General features: G+C 61.9%; 11 protein-coding genes. 6 read left to right on the forward strand and 5 right to left on the reverse strand.

The window, feature by feature from the left end:
• Window positions 1-147 precede the first annotated feature (147 nt).
• Window positions 148-537, forward strand: a complete 390-nt coding sequence (locus AC2S2E_RS06985) for a PepSY domain-containing protein (protein ID WP_476101376.1) — start codon at window positions 148-150, stop codon at window positions 535-537.
• Between the two features lie 461 nt (window positions 538-998).
• A complete protein-coding gene (locus AC2S2E_RS06990) occupies window positions 999-2,063 on the forward strand; it encodes a ribonucleotide-diphosphate reductase subunit beta (protein WP_476101378.1) in 1,065 nt (354 codons plus the stop codon).
• Window positions 2,064-2,317: 254 nt separating this feature from the next.
• Here the strand turns inward: AC2S2E_RS06990 and AC2S2E_RS06995 are convergent, their stop codons facing one another.
• Entirely contained in the window at window positions 2,318-4,270 is a 1,953-nt protein-coding gene (locus tag AC2S2E_RS06995; protein WP_486524254.1) for a tetratricopeptide repeat-containing sulfotransferase family protein, read from the reverse strand.
• Between the two features lie 115 nt (window positions 4,271-4,385).
• Window positions 4,386-6,926 (reverse strand): TonB-dependent receptor plug domain-containing protein, encoded by a 2,541-nt coding sequence (locus AC2S2E_RS07000; RefSeq protein WP_486524255.1) that lies wholly within the window; start codon window positions 6,924-6,926, stop codon window positions 4,386-4,388.
• A 508-nt stretch (window positions 6,927-7,434) separates the two neighbouring features.
• Between AC2S2E_RS07000 and AC2S2E_RS07005 the strand changes: the two genes are divergently transcribed.
• From AC2S2E_RS07005 to AC2S2E_RS07015, 3 genes are all read left to right on the forward strand, one after another.
• Window positions 7,435-9,012 (forward strand): flavin monoamine oxidase family protein, encoded by a 1,578-nt coding sequence (locus tag AC2S2E_RS07005; RefSeq protein WP_476101385.1) that lies wholly within the window; start codon window positions 7,435-7,437, stop codon window positions 9,010-9,012.
• 5 nt (window positions 9,013-9,017) lie between these two features.
• Window positions 9,018-9,467 carry a c-type cytochrome gene (locus tag AC2S2E_RS07010; protein ID WP_476101387.1) on the forward strand — a complete coding sequence of 150 codons (450 nt, stop codon included), beginning with the start codon at window positions 9,018-9,020 and terminating at the stop codon, window positions 9,465-9,467.
• A gap of 241 nt (window positions 9,468-9,708) precedes the next feature.
• Complete coding sequence (locus AC2S2E_RS07015) at window positions 9,709-10,200, forward strand: hypothetical protein (protein WP_486524256.1); 492 nt, start codon at window positions 9,709-9,711, stop codon at window positions 10,198-10,200.
• A gap of 181 nt (window positions 10,201-10,381) precedes the next feature.
• On the opposite strand, the gene AC2S2E_RS07020 is transcribed toward AC2S2E_RS07015, so the two are convergent.
• A complete protein-coding gene (locus AC2S2E_RS07020) occupies window positions 10,382-12,250 on the reverse strand; it encodes an ABC-F family ATP-binding cassette domain-containing protein (RefSeq protein WP_486524257.1) in 1,869 nt (622 codons plus the stop codon).
• 80 nt (window positions 12,251-12,330) lie between these two features.
• Between AC2S2E_RS07020 and trhO the strand changes: the two genes are divergently transcribed.
• Window positions 12,331-13,158 carry an oxygen-dependent tRNA uridine(34) hydroxylase TrhO gene (gene trhO, locus AC2S2E_RS07025; protein WP_486524258.1) on the forward strand — a complete coding sequence of 276 codons (828 nt, stop codon included), beginning with the start codon at window positions 12,331-12,333 and terminating at the stop codon, window positions 13,156-13,158.
• Here trhO and AC2S2E_RS07030 read toward each other — a convergent pair.
• Both AC2S2E_RS07030 and AC2S2E_RS07035 read right to left on the reverse strand, forming a co-directional pair.
• Entirely contained in the window at window positions 13,116-14,420 is a 1,305-nt protein-coding gene (locus AC2S2E_RS07030; protein ID WP_486524259.1) for an ankyrin repeat domain-containing protein, read from the reverse strand. The genes trhO and AC2S2E_RS07030 overlap by 43 nt on opposite strands.
• Window positions 14,413-15,726, reverse strand: a complete 1,314-nt coding sequence (locus tag AC2S2E_RS07035) for a DUF1552 domain-containing protein (protein WP_486524260.1) — start codon at window positions 15,724-15,726, stop codon at window positions 14,413-14,415. The genes AC2S2E_RS07030 and AC2S2E_RS07035 overlap by 8 nt, the downstream gene beginning before the upstream one ends.
• Window positions 15,727-15,729 lie beyond the last annotated feature (3 nt).

The following is a 15,729-nucleotide window of genomic DNA, read 5'->3' on the forward strand; positions in this document are numbered from 1 at the left end:
ATCAACTGCTTTCTGACACGGTTTGCGAAACTTTCTCACCCTTCGCGACTTGCCAATTTGTCGCATTGCCTGCTTTTCATCTGCGCGTAACTTTACCGGGCAATGGGACCGCGCCCGGTAAAGACAGCATTCTAGGAAGGGAATTTCATGCGTAAGTGGCATCGCTGGCTCAGTCTGTTTTTCGGCGTTTTCATGTTGTGGATGGCCGTAACCGGCGTGCTCAGCCAGATCGTTCCGCTGACGCAAGGCAAGCCGCAGCAGGCACAGGGCGCCCCGGCCTCGATTTCCAAGGTGCAGCCCGATTTCGTTTGCCCGCCCGATGTCATGTGCCGCCCCAAGCAAAAGGGCGGGCAGAGCATCGTCGGCCTGCTCCACCACCTGCATTCGGGTGAGGAATTTGGCCCGGTCGGCGTGGTGATCTCGACGCTCACTGGCTTTGCGCTGATCTTTTTCTCGATCTCGGGCATCTGGCTTTATGTCCAGATGTGGAGCTTCCGCAAGGGGCGTGGCCTGTCGCCGCGTTGGCTGTGGAAATAAGGGTTTGCCTCCGGTGGGCAAAGGGACTTGTCCCTTTGCAATCCCGGTAATGGGCGCCTTGTCGGCAGCGATGTGGATGGGGCGATGGATTGAAAGCCTGCGGCGCTTTGGATGGGCGCCGCAGGCTTTTTCATTTGGACGATGCGGTCGATACTCATTCGTCGAACCGATCGCGCCACGCCGACAGTAACGGGAGCGCGAGGGACGAGTCCCTCGCACCATTTCCTCCCTTCTTCCCCATCAAAAAAATTTCGCCTCGAATCTGTGGGAAAGCATCCAAGGGCGATGCATCCGGGCGATGAAACTGTTATCAAGCGGTCGTCATTGACGCGGCGGCGGCATACAAGACCTTGTGGTTGGTTGCGTCACATACCATCTATCTGTTGATGATCGGACCTGTGCAGCTTCGCGCGCTTCTGGTCGTCTCAGGCCCTGAAAACAGCCGATTCTGGAGTAGTCGCATGTCCCTTCTCGAAGCCAGTAAGACCTACAAACCCTTCGAATATCCGTGGGCTTACGACTTCTGGAAGCGTCAGCAGCAGGTCCACTGGCTGCCCGAAGAAGTGCCGCTGGGCGAGGATTGCCGCGATTGGGCGCAGAAGATTTCCGAGCATGAGCGCAACCTGCTGACGCAAATCTTCCGCTTCTTCACCCAGGCCGACGTCGAGGTGCAGGACTGCTATCACGAAAAATACGGCCGCGTGTTCAAGCCGACCGAGATCAAGATGATGCTGGCCGCGTTTTCGAACATGGAAACGATCCATATCGCGGCCTATTCGCATCTGCTCGATACGATCGGCATGCCCGAAACCGAATATGGCATGTTCCTCGAATATGAGGAAATGAAGGCCAAGCACGATTACATGGCCACCTTTGGCGTCGATTCGGACGAGGATATCGCCCGCACGCTGGCCATGTTCGGCGGCTTTACCGAAGGGCTCCAGCTCTTCGCTTCCTTCGCCATGCTGATGAACTTCCCCCGCTTTAACAAGATGAAGGGGATGGGCCAGATCGTGACCTGGTCGATTCGCGATGAATCGCTCCACTGCGAAGGCATCATCAAGCTGTTCCACACCTTTGTGAAGGAACGCGGATGCCTGACCAAGGCGGTCAAGGAAGACATCATCGACTGCTGCCAAAAGACGGTGCGCCTCGAAGATGCCTTCATCGATCTGGCTTTCGAACAAGGCCCTGTGCCCGGCATGAGCGCCAAGGATATCAAGCGCTACATCCGCTACATCGCCGACTGGCGTCTGGGCCAGCTGGGCTTCCAGCCGATCTATATGATCGAGGATCACCCGCTGCCCTGGCTCCAGCCGCTGCTGAACGGCGTCGAACACGCCAATTTCTTTGAAACCCGCGCCACTGAATATTCCAAGGGCGCCACGCGCGGCGACTGGAACACCGTCTGGACCAGCTTTGACGCCCGCCGCAAGGCCAAGGGCGTCGATGCCGCCTCGACCGTGTTCGATGAAGGCGAAGGCACCGAGGATATGTTCAAGGCTGCGGGTATCGCGGCGGAGTAAGCGTTTGGGCGCTTATTCGCTTCGCGATTTTTAAAATGCGAGGGGCTAGCCCCTCGCGCTCCCGTGACTGTTTTTGTGGCGTGTCGTTTCGGCCTTGGCTGAGGGGCGCGACGTTAGAAATTTAAAGCCTGCGGCGCCATTTAACAGCGCCGCAGGCTTTAATTTATGCATTTACCATTAGGGCTGCGCACCACCCGTCACCCCATTATCGGGATTGTCAAGGGCCGCCGCCCTTGGCCCGCCGGAGGCATTCCTTAAACCAAACGCCATCCCTCCAACGCATCTCCCAAGGCTTCCTTCAACGGCCCCAGATGCGGTTCAAACGCGCGCCAGTGGTCGAGGCCGGAGCGATAGATCGGCTGCCGGACCTGCTCGCTCGATACGGTGCGCACGGCGCGGTTGTTTTCGAAAAAGCGCAGGCAGGCCGGATCGAATTCCACCTTTATGGCGTCCAGCAGGCGGCGCACCTGACCCTCGGTATCCTCGACCAGATCTTCATAGATCAGCGTATGGACCGCCCCCGGTGCCGCGACCGCGAAATGACGGATCAGCGCGAGATAGTGGCGATAATACCGCCCCAATTCGTTTAAATCATAGGAAAACTCCTGCCCCTCGGCAAAGAGCTGTTTGAAGCCGGAGAAGCAGGAGGCCATCGGCGCGCGGCGCACATCGACAATCCGCGCATGGGGCAGGATCAGGCGGATGAGGCCGATATGCCGGAAATTGTTGGGCATCTTGTCGATGAAATGCGCGCGGCCCAGCCGGCGGTGGACGGCGGCGCGCTCAAGATATTCCTCGCCCCACGCGCGCACCTGCGCTGCGTCGGCCTTGGCGATGACATCGTCGCCCTGCGTCGCGATCCGTGCGGCCAGCGCCCCGATATAGGGCAATTCCATGGTGCCTTCGATTTCGGGATGGCTGGCCAAAATCTGTTCGACCAGTGTGGAGCCCGAGCGCGGCAGGCCGAGGATGAAAATCGGCGCGTCGCTGTCGGCGCCCCAATCGGCGCGCTGGCTCAGAAATTCCTGCGTGAACAGGCTTTCCACCTGCGCCAATTCCGTTGGATAATCGCGCATGCCATAGATGAAGCGTTGCCGGGCCAAAGCGGCCCCCTTGGCGTAATGTTCGAAAGATTCGTCGAAATTGCCCGAATCCTCCAACCGCCGCGCCAAGGCATATTCAATGCGCATCCGCCCGTCATCGGGCAGGCCCGTGGCCAGCAGGCGCCGCATTTCGGCCTCGTCCGCCTCGGTTAAGACGCCAACCTTGAGATTGGCCAGACCCCACCATGCCTCGCCCGATTGGGGGCTTAATGCGATGGCGCGGCGATAGGCGGCAATGGCGCGATCGCGTCCGCCCGCCGTGCGCGCGGCATGGCCATGGTTGACCGCCACGCGCGGATTGTCGGGAAAGGCGGCGGCCAGTTCGGCATTGATCGCCTCTGCGCCCTGGTCATCGCCCAACAGGCCAAGGCAGGCCGCCTGAAGATTGCGATAGGCCGGATTAGCCGGATCTTTTTCCAGCAGGGGCGAGAGTTCGGCCATGGCCGGTTCCGCCTCGCGGCCCGCGAACAGGGCATGGGCCAGATCAAAGCGCAGGCGAGGCGATGCCGGGTCAATCCCGACCGCATGGCGCAGCAGCGTGACCGCCTCGGCAAAGGCGCGCGCGGCAACCTTGCAACTGGCCATCAGGCGCAGGCCTTCGACATGATTGGGATGGGCCAGACAGAAGGGACGGAGGATCTTTTCCGCCTCGGCAAATCGTTCCAGCACGATCAGTTCGGCGGCGCGCCCAAGGTCGGGGTGCCCAGCCTCGATCCGGGCCAGTGCGGCTTTCGCACGGCGTTCGCGCAGATCATCGCCCGCGGTAAAGGCGCGGTCCTCGATGGCGCGCCATGCCTCGGCAAGGGCTGGATCAAGGCGCACCGCTTCGTCCAATTGCTGATCGCCATCGCGGCCGCGTCCCGTCGCGCAAAGGCTCATGCCCAATTCAAAGCGGGTACGGGCGGCCTTGGGAAAATTTTGTGCCAGAGCTTTCAGGATCGGCAAAGCCTGATCGGCGCGCCCCAACCGGCGCAGGGCAGAGGCCAGAATAAGCCGGGGGCGGGGGTCGCCGGGGGCTCGCGCCATCAGGCCGCGCGCCAATCTCTCTGCAAGTGCCGGATTATCGGCCAGCGCAGCGGCGGCCTGAGCAAAAGGGTCGTTCATGGTATGCAGCATAGGACGCCTGCTCAACTTTTCAAAGGAAGGGCGGTCCAAAAAAGCAGAACCCGACCTGCGCTCGATGAGAGCGGCAGGCCGGGTTGCCAGGTATCAAATCAAATTAGAAGTTGATGGTGGCGCGGGCGTAGTAATAGCCGCCATTGATGCCCCACGGGGTGAAGGACACCGGCGAGTAGTACACGTTGCCCGAAAGCGGACGCTCGCTGGTCGTGCCGCGGTTGATCGTCGGCATGGTCGGAGCCTGTTTGTCGAACAGGTTGTTCGCACCCACGTCAAAGCGGATCTTGGGCGTAACCTTATAACCAACGTTCAGGTCGGTGATGAAGGTGGTGCCGATCTTGATCAACTGGCACGATTCGCCGGTGGTCGCGGTGCACAGGCCCGAACCGCCGGTGCTGATGTGCTGGCTGGTGGTGCCATACATCGTTTCACGCAGGTTGATCGAGAACTTGCCGATGTTCCACAAGGCGCCAGCGATCAGCTTGACGCGCGGCGTGGCCGTCGTCAACGCATCCACGGCGTTGGGGGTCAGCAGGGTGGTCTGGCCCTGGGCGGCATTGTAAACCGAGGCGGGCAGGCTGCTGATGCGGGTGACGTCGGTCTTGTTATAGTTGACGCCAAGCGACCAGTCGACCTTGCCCATTTCACCGAAATCGCTGGCATAGCTGGCGGTGGCTTCGACGCCGCGGGTGCGGGTGTCAACGCCGTTGGTGAAGATGTTCATGCCCGAATAGGAGGTCGCTTCGGCCAGCGACACGCCGCGCGAGATAAGCGCATCGACAACCGCCTGCGAGACAGTGGTGCTGCCCAGCGTACCATAGATCGAGCCCGAGGGAACGATGCGGTCCTTGATCTTGATCTGATAGGCGTCAACCGTGATCTGCAACTTGGGCAGCGGGTGAGCAACAAAGCCGAGCGAGAAGTTGGTCGACTTTTCAGCCTTCAGCTTCGAGAAGCCAAGGGTCTGAGCCGCAGCCGAGTTCGGCGGAAGCTGACCAAAGGTCGAGCCGGGGCCAACGTTGACCGACGAATAATAGGCTTCGGCCAGCGTCGGAGCGCGGAAACCGTTCGAAACCGTGCCGCGGATACCGATCTTGTCGTTGAAGTCATAGCGGGCGTTGAACTTGCCCGACCATGCCGAACCAAAGTCGGAATAGTGTTCGTAACGACCGGCAACATCGACATGCAGGCGCTCGATCGGATCGAAGGCAACGTCAACATAACCGGCATAGGACTGACGGCCCCACGAACCGGCGTCGGTCGGTGCAAAGCCCGGATAGGACTGGCCGCCGCCATAGATGTACGAGGCATATTCGCCCTGCGCGATCGAATAGTTGCCCTGGCGATATTCACCACCAAAGGCCAGCGTCAGCGGCTTGGACATGCCCAGATCGAAATCGCGGCTGATGTCGATGTTGCCGACCCATTCGCTGTTCGACAGCTGGCCGTCATAGAAGTTGCGCTGAAGGCCGGTGAGCGGCGTGGCGCTGGCCGACTGCTGCATCGCAAACAGGGTCGGGTTGGCCGAATTGATGGTGTAGAGCGCAACCGCGTCCTTGCCATAGGTCAGCGAGAGGTCATAATTCCACTCGGCCGCCTTGCCCTTGATCCCGGCGGTCAGCGAGAAGTCTTCCTCGCGGATATTTTCCTGCGGCTGGAAGCCGTTAGGCAGCGGATAGACGGTCGTGCCGGTGCTGGTCACGCCCGAAACGCGGCTGGGCGAACGATAGTTCTGATAGGCCTTGGCGTTACGATTGCCGTACGAACCAAAGGCATAGACCTGGGCGCCCGAACCCACGTCATAACCGGCGTTGAACGAAAGGTTATAGATCGTGTAGCGCGCATCGCCATTGATCGTGTTGACGTTGGGCGTGTTGGGCGCACCGGCAAGACCGTTGGTGACAACGCTGCTCTGGCCGGGTTTGAGCTGGCCATTGGCATAGTAGAAGCGGCGATCATACTTGCCATGCGACGTATAGTCGTGGAACCTGTATTCGCCGGTGACGTTGATGAAGCCCTTTTCACCCAGCTTGAAGCCGAGGTTGAGCGCCGTTGCAGCCGTCGAACCACCGTTTGCATAGTTGCTGCCACCGGTTGCGGTGAAGCTGCCGCCATGATCGTTGTTCTTGAGCATGATGTTGACCACGCCCGCGATCGCGTCCGAACCGTATTGAGCAGCGGCGCCGTCCTGAAGGACTTCGATGCGGCCGATGGCGTTGGTGGGGATGAAGGAAAGGTCGGTGGTGGCGCTGCCCGAATAGGGGCTGCCGCCCAGAACGGCGAGGTTAGCCGTGGTGTGACGACGCTTGCCGTTGATCAGCACCAGCGTGTCATTGGGGTTGATCCCGCGCAGGGCCGCCGACAGCGTCAGGTTGGCCGTGTCACCGCCAAAGCCCTGAAAGTTGAGCGAGGGAAGCGTCTGGGCCAGAACCTGCGTCAGGTCCTGCTGGCCAACGCTCTGGAATGCCTGTGTGCCGATCAACTGGATGGGGGCGGCGCTGTCGGCGGCGCGCATGCCGGTCTGGCGCGTGCCGGTAACGATAATTTCGCTCGAAGGTTCGGCCTGATCGGCCTCAGCAGCTTGCACAGCCATCGGCGCAAAGAGGGCAAGCGCCGTAGTGGTGAACAGCAGTTTCTTCATGGAAAGATCCCTCATGGTTTAACCTGTACCCTGCCCCTGAACAATTGTTGTTCTGGGGTTCACGGGGGCCTTTGATTGACGTGGGGGCGGCGTCCCGTTGAGCTTTGGCTACGACCGAGGGCGGCGCAGGGCATATACTACATCCGACGTATAGACCGGGAATGTGCGGCTGTTTTGCTGCAATGTGGCATTTTTGTAACAAAGCGTGGCATATTGTGCCGAATAGGGGTGGGGATTCGGCATGGAATTTGCCGATCTGGAAATTTGGCGGGAGGAGGGGCGATTTTGCCTTTTTCCAATTGCGCGCCCGAATAAGCACATTGGCGTATCAACAAACCGGTCAATAGCGCCGATTTCCCAATCCAGCCCCCGAGCTTTGTTAGGAATCCTCAATTGCCCTGAGGCCCTGACAATCATTATGGAGTGGCAGGGAGTATGTTGCGGCAGAGGGTGTGCGGATTGCACCTTGGTCGCACCCTTGTTGCTCATGCGAACAGGAACCGGAAGAATGACCAATATGACCAAGCGTGACTTGCTGGCCATGATCGGCAAGACCGCTGGCGCCTCGGCCATGTATATGGCCATGGCCAGCCTTAATCAGGTGCATGCGACAACCTTTAAAGGCAAGCCCAAGCTTGACGGCGACGTCAAGGGCGCCTCGGTGCTCATTCTGGGCGCCGGTGTGGCCGGTCTGGTGGCCGCGCTGGAACTCAGCCGCGCTGGTTACAAGGTTCAGGTGCTGGAATATAACAATCGCGTGGGCGGTCGCAGCTGGACGCTGCGCGGCGGCGACAGCTTTACCGAGCTGGGCGGCGCGACGCAGAATGTCGGCTTTGCGCCGGGCAACTATATCAATCCGGGTCCGTGGCGTCTGCCCTATGACCACAAGGGCATGATCTCTTATTGTAACGAATTGGGCGTTGCGCTCGAACCGTTCATGCAGGTCAACACCAACGCCCTGCTGCACAACACCAAGGCGTTTGGTGGCAAGCCGCAGCGTTATCGCGAAATTCAGGCCGACTTTATGGGCCACACCAGCGAACTGCTGGCCAAGGCCGTGAACAAGCAGGCGCTTTCGGATGAAGTGACCAAGGAAGACGCCGAAATCCTGCTCGAAGCTTTGCGCGACTGGGGCTCGCTGGACAAGAATCTGCGCTATGTGAAGGGGCCGGAAAGCTCGGATCGTCGCGGCTGGGCCAAGAATCCGGGCGGCGGCCTTTCGGCCTATCCCGAAGCGTCAGAACCGATGACGCTTTCGACCGTGCTGCAATCGCACCTGTGGACCGGCCTGTCGGCAGGTTTTGGCATCGAACGCCAAAGCGCGATCTTCCAGCCCGTGGGCGGCATGGACAATGTGGCCAAGGGCTTTGAAAAGCATGTGGGCCAGTTCGTGCGCTATAACAGCAAGGTCGTGGCCATCAAGCAGGACGCCAAGGGCGTCACCGCCACGTTCGAGGACACCAAGACCGGCCAGCGCGGCACCGCCAGCGCCGACTATTGCCTTTGCACCATTCCGCTCTCGATCCTGTCGCAGATCGACATGAATGTGGGCGATGCCATGGCCAATGCCATCCGCGCCGTGCCCTATGAGGCCGGTTTCAAGGTGGGTCTGGAATTCAAGCGTCGTTTCTGGGAGCAGGACGATCATATCTTTGGCGGCATTTCCTATACCGACCTGCCGATCACACAGATTTCGTATCCCTCCTCGCGCTATGGCTCGACGGGGCCCGCGACCCTGCTGGGCGGTTACACGTTTGGCGCCTATGCCTATGAATTCACCTCGTTGCCGCCCGCCGAGCGCGTGGCCCGTGCGGTGGAATGGGGTTCGAAAATCCACCCGCAGTACAAGGACGAGTTCCTCAACGGCGTGGCCGTGGGCTGGCACCGGGTGCCATGGACGCAAGGGTGCTTTGGCAACTGGAGCCCCGAAGCGCGCAAGGAACACTACGACAACCTGTGCCAGATCGATGGCCGCATCCTGCTGGCGGGCGAGCATGCCTCGTTCATCCCCGCATGGCAGGAAGGCGCGCTGACCTCCTCGCTCGACGCTATCGGGCGTCTGCATCAACGTGTTGTGGCAGGGTGAAATCCATGAAGAAGATCCTCTTTCCGCTCATCGCTCTCGGCCTTGGCCTGAGCGCACCCGCCTATGCCCAGCGCGGCGACGCATCGCCCACCACGCTGATCGCCAAGCCCGGCGAAAAGGGCTCGGGCGATGCCGATGGTGCCTTCACCAGCCTGTTCAAATTCAATGAACCGACCGGCGAAGCCATGTACAAGCGCGTCTGTGCCGGATGCCACATGCCCGACGCCAAGGGCGCCAAGGCAGCGGGCATGTACCCCGCGCTGGCCGCCAACAAGAACCTCGCCTCGGCCGGCTACCCGCTCTACATCGTCCTGCACGGCAAGAACGGCATGCCCGCCGTCGGCAAGATGATGAGCGACCAGCAGGTTGCCGATGTGGTCAACTATGTCCGCACCAATTTCGGCAACAAGTACAAGGACAAGGTGACCGCCGCCGACGCCAAGGCGACGCGGTGAGTTAAGGGGTGGGGTTTATGCTCCGCCCGGTATGAAGTGCGAGGTGGGGCGAGGGAAGTTTCGGCTTTCCTCGCCCTGTTTTTGTTTTGGGGTTTTATGCCTCCGGCGGGCAAAGGGCGGGGGCCCTTTGCAATCCCGATAATGTTCGCGTTGCGGGTTGACGAAGGTGGAGGGTTTAAGGGCCGCGTTGTGAAGAACAGTTAAGCCGCTTCGCGGGAGGAAACTTGCTGTTCCGGATGCCATGTTGTTGCAGGCTTTCCGCGCATGTGGCACGGACGATGATATGACAAGCCACGTAGATGATCGCGCAGACCGATTGTATATCAAGGCGCTGAGAATTCGTGAGGAGCACAAACCGGGCCTTTGGGTGCACATAATGTGGCACTTGGCACTGCAAGGCTACACTGAAGCAATGATTGATCTTGCCAATTGGTTTTGTGAAACTGACAAATGGCCGGGAAAATTGGGTTCGCAGGCCGACAGCTTTTCGTCAGCCGGACTTTATTATCGAGCCTTCAAGCTGGGAAATGCTCGAGCCGCTCAACACCTTGCTGTGCATTGTTTCAACAGTAGGGACATGCGTGGCTATCGTCATTGGCTGAGGCAAGGTGCGAATATGGGTAATGCTTATGCCGCCAATGAACTCCGGCATTTTGAGACTAGGCTGCCCCATAGTACAGCCCGGCGCATCGGGCGACTGAGGCCATATCACAAACGCGACGAAACTTACTGAGCGTCGCCAGCCAACATGCCCTCGCCGCGCAGCGGCTTTCAATTGCTGCTACGCCGAGATCACCCGCCACGCCGAACTGATAGCTCCACGCCGACAGTAACGGGATTGCAAAGGGCCCCGCCCTTTGCCCGCCGGAGGCATTTCTCAAAACCCGCCGGAGGCAAAACGCCCCCGGCCAAACTCACCCCTCCAGCTTCTCCACCAACGTCATCCAATGCGCCTCCGCGTCGGCCAATTCGGCCTCCAGCTTTTCGCGCATCTGGCCCAACTTGCCGACATTCATGCCTTTGAGTGCAACCGCCGCCTTGGCCGGATCGGACAGGGCCACGTCGACTTCGGCGATGCGGTCCTGAACCTTGGCCATGTCCTTTTCGGCCTTGGCGACCTTTTTCTGTAATTCCTTGACCTCGGCCCAGGCCAGGTTGTTGGCCTTGACCGCGGCGGAGGGGGCGGGTTTGGTGGTGCCCTCGGCGGGCGCCGCCTTGGGCTGGTTCCGGCCGAGGATGAAGTCGATGTAATCCTCGATGCTGCCGTCATAGGGCTCGGCGGCCCCGCCATCGACAAGGACGAGGCGGTCGGCGGTCATCTCGACCATATGGCGGTCGTGGCTGATGAGGATCACCGCGCCTTGGTAGTCATTCAAAGCCTGCACCAAGGCTTCGCGCGCATCGACGTCAAGGTGGTTGGTCGGTTCGTCGAGGATCAGCAGATGCGGCGCATCGCGCGTCACCAGCGCCAGCGCCAGACGCGCACGCTCACCGCCCGAAAGCTGGCTGACCGAAGTGGTCGCCTTGGGGCCGGAAAAGCCGAAGCGGCCAAGCTGGGCGCGCACGGCGCTTTCGGGCTTGCCCTGCATGGCGCGGGCCATATGCACCAGCGGCGTGTCGCCCCCGGCCAGTTCTTCGACCTGATACTGGGTGAAATAGCCGATGTTGAGCTTGCCCGCCGTGACCATCTCGCCCTCCATCGCGGGCAATTGCCCGGCCAAAAGGCGCGCCAGCGTGGTCTTGCCGTTGCCGTTGCGGCCCAGCAGAGCGATGCGGTCATCCGGGTCGATGCGCAGGTTGAGGCGGCGCAGGATCGGCGTGTCGCCATAGCCCACCGCCGCGCGGTCCAGCGTGATGAGCGGCGGGCGCAGTTCGGCCGGATCGGGGAAGTTGAACGAGAGCGAGGGATCCTCGATCATGCCCAGCACGGGCTGCATCCGGGCCAGCATCTTGGCGCGCGACTGGGCCTGCTTGGCGGTGCTGGCGCGGGCGGAATTGCGGCGGACGTAATCTTCCAGCTTGGCGCGCTGGGCGTCCTGCGCGGCCTTGGCGGCGGCGGCTTGCGCTGCGCGTTCGGCGCGCTGGCGCTCGAACGAATCGTATCCGCCCGCGTAGAGCGTCAGCTTGCCGCCCTGAAGGTGCAGGATCGTATCGACCACATTGTTAAGCAAATCGCGTTCATGGCTGATGATCAGCAGCGTGCCCGGATAGGCGCGCAGGAAATTCTCCAGCCACAGCGTCGCTTCAAGATCGAGGTGGTTCGAGGGTTCGTCAAGCAGCAGCACGTCAGGCTGCGAGAACAGCAGCGAGGCCAGCGCCACGCGCATCTTCCACCCGCCCGAATAGGAATCGAGAGGCCGCGCCTGCATTTCCTCGGTAAAGCCAAGGCCCAGCAGGATCCGCGCCGCACGCGCAGGACCCGTATAGGCGTCAATCGCGATCAACCGGTCATGCACATCGCCCAAACGGTCGGGATCGGTCGAAGTCTCGGCCTCCTCCAACAGCGCGGCGCGTTCGGTATCGGCGGCCAGCACGGTTTCAAACGGCGTCGCGGTGCCCGCGGGGGCCTCCTGCGCGATATAGCCAAGGCGGGCGCGGCGGGGCATGTCGATGCTGCCGTCGTCGGGCTCGATTTCGCCGATGATGGCCTTGACCAGCGTCGATTTGCCCGCGCCATTGCGGCCCACAAGACCAACCCGCGCGCCCGTGGGCAGGGCGGCGCTGGCGCGGTCAATAATGGTGCGGCCACCAAGGCGCACGGTGACATCGGAAATGTTCAGCATCCGCGCCGCCTAGCAGGCAAGGCGCAAGAGGGCCAGCCCAGCTTTACGTGATGCGTCAAAACGCGCTATGGGCCGCCCCCATGATCCAAGTTGCCGCACTTTATCACTTTACGCCCTTTGCCGATCCTGTTGCCCTGCGCGAGCCTTTGCTGGCGCTTTGCGAGGAGAAGGGGATCAAGGGCACGCTCTTGCTGGCGGGCGAGGGGATCAATGGCACGATTGCGGGCAGCGAGGAAGGCATCGCCGCCGTCATCGCCCATATCTGCGCCATTCCGGGCTGCGAAGGGCTGGAGGTCAAATATTCCCATGCCGTCGCCATGCCCTTTGGCCGGATGAAGGTGCGCATGAAGCGCGAGATTGTCACCATGGGCGTGCCGGGCGTCGATCCGCTGTCCATCGTGGGCACCTATGTCGAGCCGCAGGACTGGAACGCGTTGATCGCGGACCCGGAAACCATCGTAATCGACACGCGCAACAATTACGAGGTGGTGGCGGGCACATTCCAGCGCGCTATCGACCCCGACACGCGTTCTTTCCGCGAATTTCCCGAATGGTTCCGCAATCACCGCGACGAATTGCTCGGACAGGGCAAGCAGCCCAAGGTCGCCATGTTCTGCACCGGGGGCATCCGCTGCGAAAAATCCACCGCTTTCCTGAAAAGCGAAGGGGTGGAGCAGGTCTATCACCTCAAGGGCGGCATTCTCAATTACCTTGAAAAAGTGCCCGCCGAAGAAAGCCTGTGGCAGGGCGAATGTTTCGTTTTCGACGAACGCGTGACACTGGCCCATGGCCTTGCCTTGGGCAGCCATGTGTCCTGCGCGGCCTGCGGCGCGCCGGTGGGCGAGGCCGAGCGCGCCTCGCCGCTTTATGTTGAGGGCGAAGCCTGCCCCGCCTGCGCCGAGGGCTGAGGGAAGGCCGCCTCGAACGCGGTGCGGACCGGGGTGGGGCTGTGCTCGGCAATTTTCGCAGGCGTCGCGCCGCGCCCATTGGCCAGATCGGCCCGTGCGCCCGCCTTGGCCATGGCCGCAAACATCATCGCCAGATCCGCCGCGGGCCTGCTGCCCGCCAGAACGTGGAGCGCGCTATTGCCCTTGGCATCAGCCAGGTCGGGCTTGTTGAGCGCGGATAAAGCGACCTCCAACGCGGCCAGCTTTTGACTGCGCGCCGCCGCGATCATCAGGTTTTCACCATCGGCGGCGGCAAAATCGATCCTTGCCCCTGCCGCGACCAAGGCCTTCATCGCCTCGGCCTGTCCGGCTTCGGCGGCCATCAGGATCGGCGTTTTGGGGGGCACCGGGGGCGGGGCGACTCCGAAATTGGCCTCGGTCACCCATGTGATGCGCGATTGGCCAGACAGACCCTCGACCGGCGCGCCCTTGGCCACCAACAGGCGGATCAGACCGACATCGCCCCCGGCGGCGGCCCGGTGCAGCAATTGCCAGCCTTCACGGTCGCGCTCGATCAGATCCACGCCGCCCCGTTCGACCAGAAAGCGCAGAACATCCCAGCGCCCCTGATAGGCGGCCAGTTGCGCCGCGCTGGTGTTTTCCGGCCCGCGTATCGCCCCATCCGCCCCGGCGGACATCAGCGCCGAAACCGCCGCCACCGACCCGGATTTGACCGCAAAGAGCAAAGGCGTGAACCCGCCCTGTGACGCCGCCTGCACTGATGCCCCGGCCTTTAACAGCGCCATCACCGTTTCGACCCGCCCGGATGATGCCGCCCACATCAGCGGCGTCTGCCCCCGGTTGTCGCGCAGATCGACGGGACCATGCGCCATGCGTTCGACCACCGATGGTGGCGCAAAACGGGCGCAGACATGCAAAGGCGTTGCCCCATCGCTACGCGCCAGACGCGGATCGGCCCCGGCGTCCAGCAGCGCGCCAATGATCGCCGCATCCCCTAATTCGCAGGCCAGCCATAGCGCGCCCACCCCATCCTGATCGACGGCATTGACCTTGGCCTTGGCCCGGATCAGCGCGCGTACTGCGACGGCATCCTGATGCGATACGGCCATCATCAACGGCGTTTCGCCATAGGCCAGCGGTCGATTGGCCTGGGCCAGAGCGGCCGAAACCCCGCGCTCGTCGCCCAGCCTGATGGCTTCGGCAATGTCCTGCGCCTGCGCCGGTTGGGCCAGAAGCAGCGCGGCAAAGGCCAACTTACGCAAGGGACAATTCCTTCAACGCCCCGGTGCTGTCACCGAATTTATCGATGGGCATCCCCACCGCCTGTAGCCCGGTCAGCAGCAGGTTTGACATGGTCGTGCCCTTTTCCACCCGCGCATGGCCGACATGGCGCACAAGCCCGCCCGCCACGACAATCGGCAGATCGAGAAAATCGTGGTCATTGGGATCGCCAAAGGCCGACCCGCGCAGCACGAAAGAAGTGTCCAGCAGGCTGGCGTCACCATCCTTCACCCCGTCGAGCTTTTCCAGAAGATGGGCGAAATAGGTCATGTGGAACTGGTTGATCTGGGCCAGCTTCGCCTTCTTTTCCGCCATTTGTCCATGATGGCTGAGCATATGGTGGGAATCGGCCACGCCAATTTCGGGATAGGTGCGGTTGCTGATCTCGCGCCCCGCCATGAATGTGGCGACGCGGGTGATGTCGGCTTGCAGCGCCAACACCTGAAGGTCGAGCATCAGGCGGACATGTTCGTCGAAACTGTCGGGAATACCGGCGGGGCGTTCGATCCCGGCCTCGGTCATGGGGGTTTTGGCGGCGCGCTGAATACGGCGCTCGATGTCGCGCGTGGCGGTCAGATATTCGTCCAGCTTGCGCCGGTCCTCCATCCCCAGTTGCCGGTTCAAACGCGCTGCATCCTCCCGCACGAAATCGAGCAGGCTGGCCTGACGGCGCAGGCGCGCAGCTTGGGCGGCGGCATCCATCGCGTCGCCATCGCCAAACATGCGCTCGAAAATTTCCGCCGGATTGGCCGCCACGGGCAAAGGCACCGTCGGGCTCATCCATGACAGGCCGTTGGTATAGGCGCAGCTATAGCCAATGTCGCAACTGCCCAGCAGGCTCGGTTGATCGATCCCCGCCTCGATCGAGGGCAGCGCGGTCGCATCGCCCAGATGGCGCGCATAGGCCTGATCCATCGACATGGCGCAGCGGATGTCGGTGCCCTCGGTCTGGCGCACATGGGTGCCGGTCAGGAACGCGGGGCACGACCGCCCGTGGCCCGCCGACAGATCGCCCATCGCGGCGGCCTGGGGATGGCCAAGGCCGGTGATGACGCTCATCCGGCTCTTGAACTTTTCCAGCGGGGCGAGGGTTGGCGACAGCGCATAATCCATCCCCGTGGTGGCGGGGCGGAATTGATCCATCATCATGCCATTGGGGGTGTAAAATACGATCAACCGGCGCGGGCGGGCCATCTTGTCGGCGGCGCGCGCCGATGGGGCCATCGCCTCCATAAAGGGCAGGGCCATGGCGGCGCCCGCCCCACGCAGCAGGGTCCGGCGGGACATGGC

The organism is Novosphingobium sp. 550D, from assembly GCF_057401885.1.

Coding starts and splice junctions, on each gene's coding strand:
- AC2S2E_RS06985 (WP_476101376.1), top strand. CDS start 148: ATGCGTAAGTGGCATCGCTGGCTCAGTCTGTTTTTCGGCGTTTTCATG.
- AC2S2E_RS06990 (WP_476101378.1), top strand. CDS start 999: ATGTCCCTTCTCGAAGCCAGTAAGACCTACAAACCCTTCGAATATCCG.
- AC2S2E_RS07000 (WP_486524255.1), bottom strand. CDS start 6,926: ATGAAGAAACTGCTGTTCACCACTACGGCGCTTGCCCTCTTTGCGCCG.
- AC2S2E_RS07010 (WP_476101387.1), top strand. CDS start 9,018: ATGAAGAAGATCCTCTTTCCGCTCATCGCTCTCGGCCTTGGCCTGAGC.
- AC2S2E_RS07005 (WP_476101385.1), top strand. CDS start 7,435: ATGACCAATATGACCAAGCGTGACTTGCTGGCCATGATCGGCAAGACC.
- AC2S2E_RS06995 (WP_486524254.1), bottom strand. CDS start 4,270: ATGAACGACCCTTTTGCTCAGGCCGCCGCTGCGCTGGCCGATAATCCG.
- AC2S2E_RS07015 (WP_486524256.1), top strand. CDS start 9,709: ATGTTGTTGCAGGCTTTCCGCGCATGTGGCACGGACGATGATATGACA.
- AC2S2E_RS07020 (WP_486524257.1), bottom strand. CDS start 12,250: ATGCTGAACATTTCCGATGTCACCGTGCGCCTTGGTGGCCGCACCATT.
- trhO (WP_486524258.1), top strand. CDS start 12,331: ATGATCCAAGTTGCCGCACTTTATCACTTTACGCCCTTTGCCGATCCT.
- AC2S2E_RS07035 (WP_486524260.1), bottom strand. CDS start 15,726: ATGTCCCGCCGGACCCTGCTGCGTGGGGCGGGCGCCGCCATGGCCCTG.